Raw genomic sequence first — 7123 nt, 5'->3', positions numbered from 1 at the left:
CAGCCCGGCTCCTCTCCGCTTCCATCTGCAAAACCGACACCCTAAGCTATCGACTTTGCAGATGGAGCGGGTGATGGGAATCGAACCCACGCGACCAGCTTGGAAGGCTGGGATTCTACCATTGAACTACACCCGCATAAGTACGCATTCCGGAACCGTTAGCTTGTATAGAATAGCACAGCTTGCTCGCTTTGTCAATGGTTTTTTCTTACCTTGTCAAACTTTTCTTTCTGCTATGTATGGCCGGGGCATCCCGGCCAGGGGCATGAAGTGCCCTCTCTTTTACAGCCTCTCCAGCTCCCGCAGGGTCTCCTGGATGACCTTTTTCGGTACGTAAGCCGCCCCCAGCTTCACAGCCCGCTCCAGGGTCATGGCGCCGGAATGGGCCACGATGGGTCGGTCGATCACATGGGGAAACCGCCGTGCCAGCACCTGCCGGGCGCCAGGGTGGGACAAGAGCTCCCGAATGGTGATCTGATTGCCTCGCAGATCCATGGGTATCACCTCCGCCCTCTATCCTATGCGCACGCCGTTCTTTTTGGTGCCAGGTATAATCCTTTTCCTCCCAGCCCATACTACAGACAGATTCTGATGAAGGAGGTTTTTTCCCATGGAAAACCGTATGAACAATGCCAACCACAGCATTCGCTGTTCCGTCTCCAGCTGCGCCCACCACAACAAGGCCCAGAGCGCCTGCTCCCTGTCCTCCATCCAGGTAGGGACCTGCGGCCCTGCTTCCAAGGACTGCGCCTGCACCGAGTGCGCTTCCTATCAGCTGTCCAAGAACGGCAGCTGCTGAGCTGCCCCGCCTCTCATGAAAAAAGGACCCGGGATGTTTCCCGGGTCCTTTTTCTCACAATTATTCAGCCTTGGGAGCTTCGTCAGCCTTAGGGGCTTCCTCAGCTTTGGGGGCTTCCTCAGCCTTGGGAGCTGCGGGCTTCTTGGGCTTAGGCGGCAGAACAACGCCGTCCACAGTGATCAGCTGGCGGGGGCATGCACGGGAGCACAGGCCGCAGCCGATACAAATGTCGTAGTTGATCTTGGCCAGGAAATCTTCCACCACAATGGCGCCCTCTCTGGGACAAGCCTTCACGCACAGCTTACAGCCGATACAGCCGTTGTCGCAGGCCTGACGGACAGCGGGGCCCTTGTCATGAGATGCACAGGGGATCTCGGTGTACTTCTTGGCGTTGAGGGGCACGATACGGATGATGTTCTTGGGGCAGGCGGTCACGCAAGCGCCGCAGGCCACGCAGGCATCCTTATCCACCTTTGCCACGCCGTCCACGATGTGGATGGCGTCGAACTTACAGGCGTCCACGCAGTCGCCGCCGCCCAGACAGCCGTAGGTGCACTGAAGAGGACCGGAGGAAACGCGGGAAACTGCCAGGCAGCTCTCCAGACCCACATAGTCATAGCGGGTCTTCTCGTGGCCGCCGCCGGTGCACATGACCTGTGCGATCTTCCGGGCGCCTTCCTCAACTTCAACGCCCATGATGGCGCCGATCTTCTTGGCAACATCAGGGCCGCCGGGAGAGCAGGCATCAACGGGAGCAATGCCCTTCACCACAGCGTTGGCATAGCCGCCGCAGCCAGGATAGCCGCAGCCGCCGCAGTTGGCGCCGGGAAGGACTTCACTGATGGCTTCTTCGCGGGGGTCCTTCTCCACTGCGAACACTTTGGAAGCGAAGGCCAGAATGGCACCAAAAACGATACCCAGTACACACAGTACAATGGGAGCTAAAATGGTCGTACTCATAATTCTCTCTTCGCCTCCCTTACCAAACTTTCAGGCCGGAGAAGCCCATGAATGCCAGAGCGATCAGGCTGGCTGCCACCAGGGCAATGGGGAAGCCTTCAAAGCACTTGGGACACTTGGAAAACTCCATCCGCTCACGGACACTGGCAAACAGAACGATGGCCACCAGGAAGCCGATACCGCCGGTGATACCGTAGGTCAGGCTCTCTGCGAAGCTGTAGGACTTCTGGGTGTTCTGAAGCACGGCACCCAGCACGGCGCAGTTGGTGGTGATCAGGGGCAGGTACACGCCCAGAGCCTCATACAGGGAGGGCATTGCCTTCTGCAGGAACATTTCCACGAACTGCACCAGGGAGGCGATGACCAGGATGAAGGTCACCGTCTGCAGGAAGCCCAGGTTATACTTCTCCAGAATGAACTGGTTGATGGGCCAGTTGACCGCAGCGGCCACGCCCATAACGAAGATAACGGCCATGCCCATACCCAGGGCAGTCTCGACCTTCTTGGACACGCCCATGAAGGGGCAGATGCCCAGGAACTGGGACAGGACGAAGTTGTTAATGAGCACTGCGCCCAAGGCGATCGAAAGCAAGCTGGTAATACTTTCCATTACTTCGCCACCTCCTTATTCTTCTTGGGCTTGTTCATAAAGTACTGGACTGCGGCAATGACCACGCCCAGGGTCAGGAAGCCGCCCACAGGCAGGATCATGCCCAGCGCAGCCGTGTCGGGGGGCAGGATCTGGATGCCCTTGCCGCCGTTGAGCAGGCCGCCGCCGAAGGTGCCGGCGCCCAGGAACTCACGGATAACGCACATGATGACCAGAGCGATCATGTAGCCAAAGCCCTGGAAAATACCGTCCAGTGCGGAAGCGCCGATGCTGTTCTTGGAAGCAAAGCCTTCTGCACGGCCCAGAATGACGCAGTTCACCACGATCAGGGGGATGAACAGGCCCAGGCTCTTGGACAGGGAAGGCACGAATGCCTTCAGCAGCAGGTCGACCATGGTCACGAAGCCGGCGATCACGACGATGTAGCAGGCGATACGGACCTTGCTGGGGATGATTTTCCGCAGAGCGGAGATAACCACGTTAGAGCAGGTCAGGATGATGATAACCGACACGCCCATACCGAGGCCGTTGAACAGGGAGGTCGTGATAGCCAGCAGGGGGCACATACCAAGCAACTGGACCAGAGCAGCGTTCTGGTTGATGAGACCATCCCAAAATTGTTTCTTTACATTCATTGTTTCGGTCCCTCCTTAACCCAGTGCTTCCACAACAGCCCGGGCAGCGTTCACGCCGTCGCAGACCGCGCGGGAGGTGATGGTGGATCCGGTGATGGCGTTGATTGCGCCGCCGTCCTTGGTCACGCTCACGATGTCCGTAGCGCCCACGAACTGCTTCTGCCACTCAGGATCGGTGGCCTTGGAGCCCAGACCAGAGGTCTCAGCGTGGGAAATGATGGCGATACCGGTCACTTCGCCGTCCTTGTTGATGCCGGCCATCATGTCGATGGCACCGCCAAAGCCGTTGGGGGAGTTGGTTTCCACCACGTAACCCTCTTCGCCGGCCTGATACACGGCCAGGACAGGCACGGTGGTGCCGGTGCTCAGGGTCACGCTGCCGTCAGCAAACTCCACCTTGTCGTAAGCATCGGCAGGCATCACCTTCTGGAGGGACTCCTGCACGGTCTTTTCGGTGTTTGCCTTAATGGGGTTGATGGTCACCTGGTTTACCAGGCCCAGCAGAGCGGCGATCACCAAACAAATCAGGGCCAGAACAATGATGAGGGAGGCCATTCCGGGTTCTTTCTTTGCACTCATGCCTCAGCGCCCTCCTTTGCTGCTTTTTTCGCGGCTTTTGCCTTTTCCTTCTCTGCCTTGCGCATCTCCGGGGTAACGCCGAACCGCTTGGGCATGGTAGCCTTGTCGATCAGCCACACGCAGATGTTCATCACCAGGATGGAATAGCAGACGCCTTCGGGGTAGCCGCCAAAGTAGCGGATGAAGACCACCAGCAGGCCGGCGCCGATGCCGAAGATGACCTCACCCTTGGGGGTGTTGGGGCTGGTGACATAGTCGGTTGCCATGAAGAAGGCACCCAGGAACAGACCGCCTGCAAAGATCTCGCGGAGCATCCACTCAAAGGAATTGACGCCTTCGGGAGCACGGGAGAAGATCAGGGTCAGGACTGCCACAGTCAGGATGTAAGCGGCGGGGATCCGGATGCGGATGACGCCTCTGGCGATCAGATAGATGCCGCCGATGAGCAGTGCGATGGCAGAAACTTCGCCCACGCAGCCGCCGATGTTGCCGATGAACATATCAGCCAGAGAAGCATCGGGAGTGACGCCGCCCTTCATGAAGTCCACGGACAGGGGGGTTGCACCGGTAACAAAGTCGGTACCAGCAGTGCCGACAGACAGTGCGCTCACCCAGTTTTCCTTGCCGGGCAGGACCCAGGTGGTCATGGGCACGGGGTAGCAGAGCATCAGGAATGCACGGCCAGCCAGCGCAGGGTTCAGGAAGTTGGTGCCCAGGCCGCCGAAGAGCTGCTTGACGATCACGATGGCGAAGAAGTCGCCGATGATGATCATCCAGTAGGGCAGGGTGACCGGGGAAACAAAGACCAGCAGAACGCCGGTGATCGCAGCGGAGTAGTCTCCGATGGGATTGGGCTTGTGCATCAGTTTGCAGTATCCCCACTCAAAGATCTCGCAGAAAATAACCGACACAAGGGTCGTAGTCAGTGCGCGCGGGCCAAACACATAGATGCCCATCGCCAGAGCGGGGATCAGGGCGATGAGGACATCCCGCATCAGATTCTTGGTTCCAACAGGAGACGATGCGTGCGGTGAGGAGGCTACGCTCAGTTTATACTCTTCCATGCCGTCCCCTCCTTACTTCTTTGCCGCCTGCTGGCGGATGGCAAATTTTGCGGTACGGAACTGCTGGACCAGAGGAATTCTGGCAGGACAGATGTACTGACAGCAGCCACATTCCATACAGTCCATGATCCGCAGTTCCTCGACCTCGCTCCACAGACGCTTATGCGCATACATGTTCATGAACAGCGGGGTCAGGTGCATGGGACAGACATTGACGCAGCGTGCGCAGCGGATGCAGGTGGGATTTGCGCTCACAGCAGGCAGATCCTCCTTGCTCAGGCAGAGCACGCAGTTGCTGGCCTTACCCATGGTAACGGACATGTCATACTGGGCAAAACCCATCATGGGGCCGCCGGAGATGACACGCGCAGGGGTTCCGTTGAACCCGCCAGCTTCTTCAATCAGATGAGAGAAGGGGGTGCCAACCGGTGCCAGCAGGTTCACGGGGTTCTTCACCGCACTGCCGGTGATGGTGATGACCCGCTGATACACAGGCAGACCCAGAGCCACAGCGTCATAGATGGCAGCGGTGGTGGCTGCGTTGAACACGCAGCAGCCCACGTCAGCAGGCAGCTTGCCGGGAGGGACCTCACGGCCGGTGATCCGCTGAATCAGCTGCTTTTCTGCGCCCTGGGGATAACGGGTGCGCAGGGCTTCCACAGTGATGTCCTTTGCGTCGCCAACCAGCTGCTTCAGATGATTCACCGCGTCCATCTTGTTGTCTTCAATGCCGATGTACGCATGATTCAGCTGAAGAGCCTTCATGATGAACCGAACACCGCCAATGATCTTCTCGCCGTGCTCCAGCATCAGGCGATGGTCAGCGGTAATGTAGGGCTCACACTCAGCACCATTGATAATAATGGTGTCTGCTTTGCCGACTGCAGAACTAATCTTGACGTGGGTGGGGAATCCCGCGCCGCCCATACCGGTACAGCCAGCGTCACGGATGATGTCAACGATCTCTTCGGAAGTCAGAGCGTCAACGTTCTCCCGCGGCTTGCAATCCGGGCAAAGGGTGTTTTGGAAATCATTTTCAATTACGACAGAAAGCGTAGGCACACCACCGGTGCCGGGACGGGGTTCAACCGCCACAACCGTACCAGATACACTGGCGTGGATGGGCGCGCCGAGACCCGCAGTTGCACCGATCATTTGGCCGACTGTAACAGCATCGCCCTTCTGCACCACGGGCTTACAGGGCGCACCGATGTGCATGGACATCGGGATCACGACCTGAGCCGGGGCCTTGGCGAGCTGTTGAATCGGTTTATGCTCAGTAGCTTCCTTGTGTTCGGCGGGGTGGACGCCGCCGTAGAACTTTTGCTTCATAAGCATCACCTCTGTTTTTCCTTGCCAAATTCTCTTTTTCCCCAAATTTTCGAATCAGCCTGCAGAGAGACTAAAACATTATATATAATAAATGCTGCCGGCCCAATTGTCCAGTGCTTTTCCAAACAAAATTGCAAGAGTTCCATAATTTTTCTAAATTTCTCTTTCTTTTGCAGGATTCCTTTTCTTTTTCTCCTCCCCCTGCTATACTGGACCCAGAACCTTATGGAGGTGATCTCTTCCATGTCCCATTCCCACCCGCTTTACTCCATTTTGGGGGACTCCATCAGCACCCTGGAAGGATATTCCACATCTGGAGGCGAATACTATAAACCCCACCTTGCGCGCCTCTCCGGTGTGGCAGGCCCGGACGATACCTGGTGGATGCAGGTGATCCGCCGGAAAAACGGCGGCCTGCTGCGCAACAACTCTATTTCCGGCTGTACTGCGTCCGAGGGCGGCATCCTTCCCGCCTGCGCCCCCCACCGTATCCGGAATCTGGCCACCGAAACCCAGACTCCGGACCACATTCTGGTCTTTGTGGGGCTGAATGACGCCATACTGTACATTCCTCTGGACGCTTTCGCTGCCTCCTATGACTTAATGCTCAATCGGCTTCAGGAGACTTTCCCCACCGCCACCATCACCTGCGCCACCCTGGTGGCCGGATACACCGGAACCGTCCCTGACCATCACCCCACCCCTCTCATCCGCCGCATCGAGACCTATAACGATGTGATCCGGAAAACAGTCGCCGCGCACCAATGTTCCCTGGCCGATCTGGCCGCCTCGGGGCAGCGCTACGCTTCCCTGGACGGCTTCCACCCCACCAGGGATGGAATGATGCAGCTGGCTGATCTCTGGATGCGCTCTTTTTGAAGGAATCCCTGCACTTGTCCATCGCAATGGATACAACAAAAGGCTCTGTCATAGTTGACAGAGCCTTTTGTTATGCATGGCAGGAAATAAAAAACAGGACAGCCGATTAGCCGTCCTGTTCTCTGTGTTGGCGTTACCTATTTTCCCGGTTCGTCTCCAAACAAGTATCTTCGGCGCAAGTGAGCTTAACTTCCGTGTTCGGAATGGGAACGGGTGGACCCTCACTGCAATCAACACCAACTGCTCTTTTGAGAGCTCCGCACCC

Annotated in this window: 10 protein-coding genes, 1 tRNA gene and 1 rRNA gene; 2 read left to right on the top strand and 10 right to left on the bottom strand. The window is 57.5% G+C overall.

Going from position 1 to position 7123, the window contains the following annotated elements; genetic code table 11:
- Positions 1 to 62: 62 nt before the first annotated feature.
- A tRNA-Gly gene (locus SOR61_RS07670) sits at positions 63 to 136 on the bottom strand.
- Between the two features lie 146 nt (positions 137 to 282).
- On the bottom strand, positions 283 to 495 hold the full coding sequence (locus SOR61_RS07665) for a hypothetical protein (protein ID WP_320612079.1): 213 nt from the start codon (positions 493 to 495) through the stop codon (positions 283 to 285).
- A 115-nt stretch (positions 496 to 610) separates the two neighbouring features.
- Here SOR61_RS07665 and SOR61_RS07660 point away from each other — a divergent pair, with 115 nt between their 5' ends.
- Positions 611 to 799 (top strand): DUF1540 domain-containing protein, encoded by a 189-nt coding sequence (locus tag SOR61_RS07660; RefSeq protein WP_320612078.1) that lies wholly within the window; start codon positions 611 to 613, stop codon positions 797 to 799.
- Positions 800 to 859: 60 nt separating this feature from the next.
- Here SOR61_RS07660 and SOR61_RS07655 read toward each other — a convergent pair whose 3' ends face one another.
- Genes SOR61_RS07655 through SOR61_RS07625 form a run of 7 tightly spaced genes read right to left on the bottom strand, consistent with a single transcriptional unit; the run spans position 860 to position 6224 of the window.
- On the bottom strand, positions 860 to 1759 hold the full coding sequence (locus tag SOR61_RS07655; RefSeq protein WP_320612077.1) for an RnfABCDGE type electron transport complex subunit B: 900 nt from the start codon (positions 1757 to 1759) through the stop codon (positions 860 to 862).
- Positions 1760 to 1778: 19 nt separating this feature from the next.
- A complete protein-coding gene (locus tag SOR61_RS07650; protein ID WP_320612076.1) occupies positions 1779 to 2369 on the bottom strand; it encodes an electron transport complex protein RnfA in 591 nt (196 codons plus the stop codon).
- Positions 2369 to 3004 carry an electron transport complex subunit E gene (locus tag SOR61_RS07645; protein WP_320612075.1) on the bottom strand — a complete coding sequence of 212 codons (636 nt, stop codon included), beginning with the start codon at positions 3002 to 3004 and terminating at the stop codon, positions 2369 to 2371. The genes SOR61_RS07650 and SOR61_RS07645 overlap by 1 nt, the downstream gene beginning before the upstream one ends.
- A gap of 15 nt (positions 3005 to 3019) precedes the next feature.
- Positions 3020 to 3583 carry an RnfABCDGE type electron transport complex subunit G gene (locus SOR61_RS07640; RefSeq protein ID WP_320612074.1) on the bottom strand — a complete coding sequence of 188 codons (564 nt, stop codon included), beginning with the start codon at positions 3581 to 3583 and terminating at the stop codon, positions 3020 to 3022.
- Complete coding sequence (locus SOR61_RS07635; protein WP_320612073.1) at positions 3580 to 4647, bottom strand: RnfABCDGE type electron transport complex subunit D; 1068 nt, start codon at positions 4645 to 4647, stop codon at positions 3580 to 3582. Before SOR61_RS07635 ends, SOR61_RS07640 begins: the two co-directional genes overlap by 4 nt.
- Positions 4648 to 4659: 12 nt before the next feature.
- A complete protein-coding gene (gene rsxC / locus SOR61_RS07630; protein WP_320612072.1) occupies positions 4660 to 5985 on the bottom strand; it encodes an electron transport complex subunit RsxC in 1326 nt (441 codons plus the stop codon).
- Positions 5985 to 6224 (bottom strand): hypothetical protein, encoded by a 240-nt coding sequence (locus tag SOR61_RS07625; protein WP_320612071.1) that lies wholly within the window; start codon positions 6222 to 6224, stop codon positions 5985 to 5987. Before SOR61_RS07625 ends, rsxC begins: the two co-directional genes overlap by 1 nt.
- Here SOR61_RS07625 and SOR61_RS07620 point away from each other — a divergent pair.
- Positions 6223 to 6858, top strand: a complete 636-nt coding sequence (locus SOR61_RS07620; RefSeq protein WP_320612070.1) for an SGNH/GDSL hydrolase family protein — start codon at positions 6223 to 6225, stop codon at positions 6856 to 6858. The genes SOR61_RS07625 and SOR61_RS07620 overlap by 2 nt on opposite strands.
- A 125-nt stretch (positions 6859 to 6983) precedes the next feature.
- On the opposite strand, the gene rrf is transcribed toward SOR61_RS07620, so the two are convergent.
- Positions 6984 to 7099: ribosomal RNA gene (gene rrf / locus SOR61_RS07615) — 5S ribosomal RNA — on the bottom strand.
- Positions 7100 to 7123: the final 24 nt, after the last annotated feature.

The sequence above is a fragment of the Evtepia sp. genome (genome assembly GCF_034090835.1).
GTDB lineage: Bacteria > Bacillota > Clostridia > Oscillospirales > Oscillospiraceae > Evtepia.
This window is presented reverse-complemented; position numbering and strand designations above follow the sequence as displayed.

What these genes read in the sequence shown, in the direction of transcription:
- SOR61_RS07665 (WP_320612079.1), bottom strand. Translation starts at nt 495, where the DNA reads ATGGATCTGCGAGGCAATCAGATCACCATTCGGGAGCTCTTGTCCCAC.
- SOR61_RS07660 (WP_320612078.1), top strand. Translation starts at nt 611, where the DNA reads ATGGAAAACCGTATGAACAATGCCAACCACAGCATTCGCTGTTCCGTC.
- SOR61_RS07655 (WP_320612077.1), bottom strand. Translation starts at nt 1,759, where the DNA reads ATGAGTACGACCATTTTAGCTCCCATTGTACTGTGTGTACTGGGTATC.
- SOR61_RS07650 (WP_320612076.1), bottom strand. Translation starts at nt 2,369, where the DNA reads ATGGAAAGTATTACCAGCTTGCTTTCGATCGCCTTGGGCGCAGTGCTC.
- SOR61_RS07645 (WP_320612075.1), bottom strand. Translation starts at nt 3,004, where the DNA reads ATGAATGTAAAGAAACAATTTTGGGATGGTCTCATCAACCAGAACGCT.
- SOR61_RS07640 (WP_320612074.1), bottom strand. Translation starts at nt 3,583, where the DNA reads ATGAGTGCAAAGAAAGAACCCGGAATGGCCTCCCTCATCATTGTTCTG.
- SOR61_RS07635 (WP_320612073.1), bottom strand. Translation starts at nt 4,647, where the DNA reads ATGGAAGAGTATAAACTGAGCGTAGCCTCCTCACCGCACGCATCGTCT.
- rsxC (WP_320612072.1), bottom strand. Translation starts at nt 5,985, where the DNA reads ATGCTTATGAAGCAAAAGTTCTACGGCGGCGTCCACCCCGCCGAACAC.
- SOR61_RS07620 (WP_320612070.1), top strand. Translation starts at nt 6,223, where the DNA reads ATGTCCCATTCCCACCCGCTTTACTCCATTTTGGGGGACTCCATCAGC.
- SOR61_RS07625 (WP_320612071.1), bottom strand. Translation starts at nt 6,224, where the DNA reads ATGGAAGAGATCACCTCCATAAGGTTCTGGGTCCAGTATAGCAGGGGG.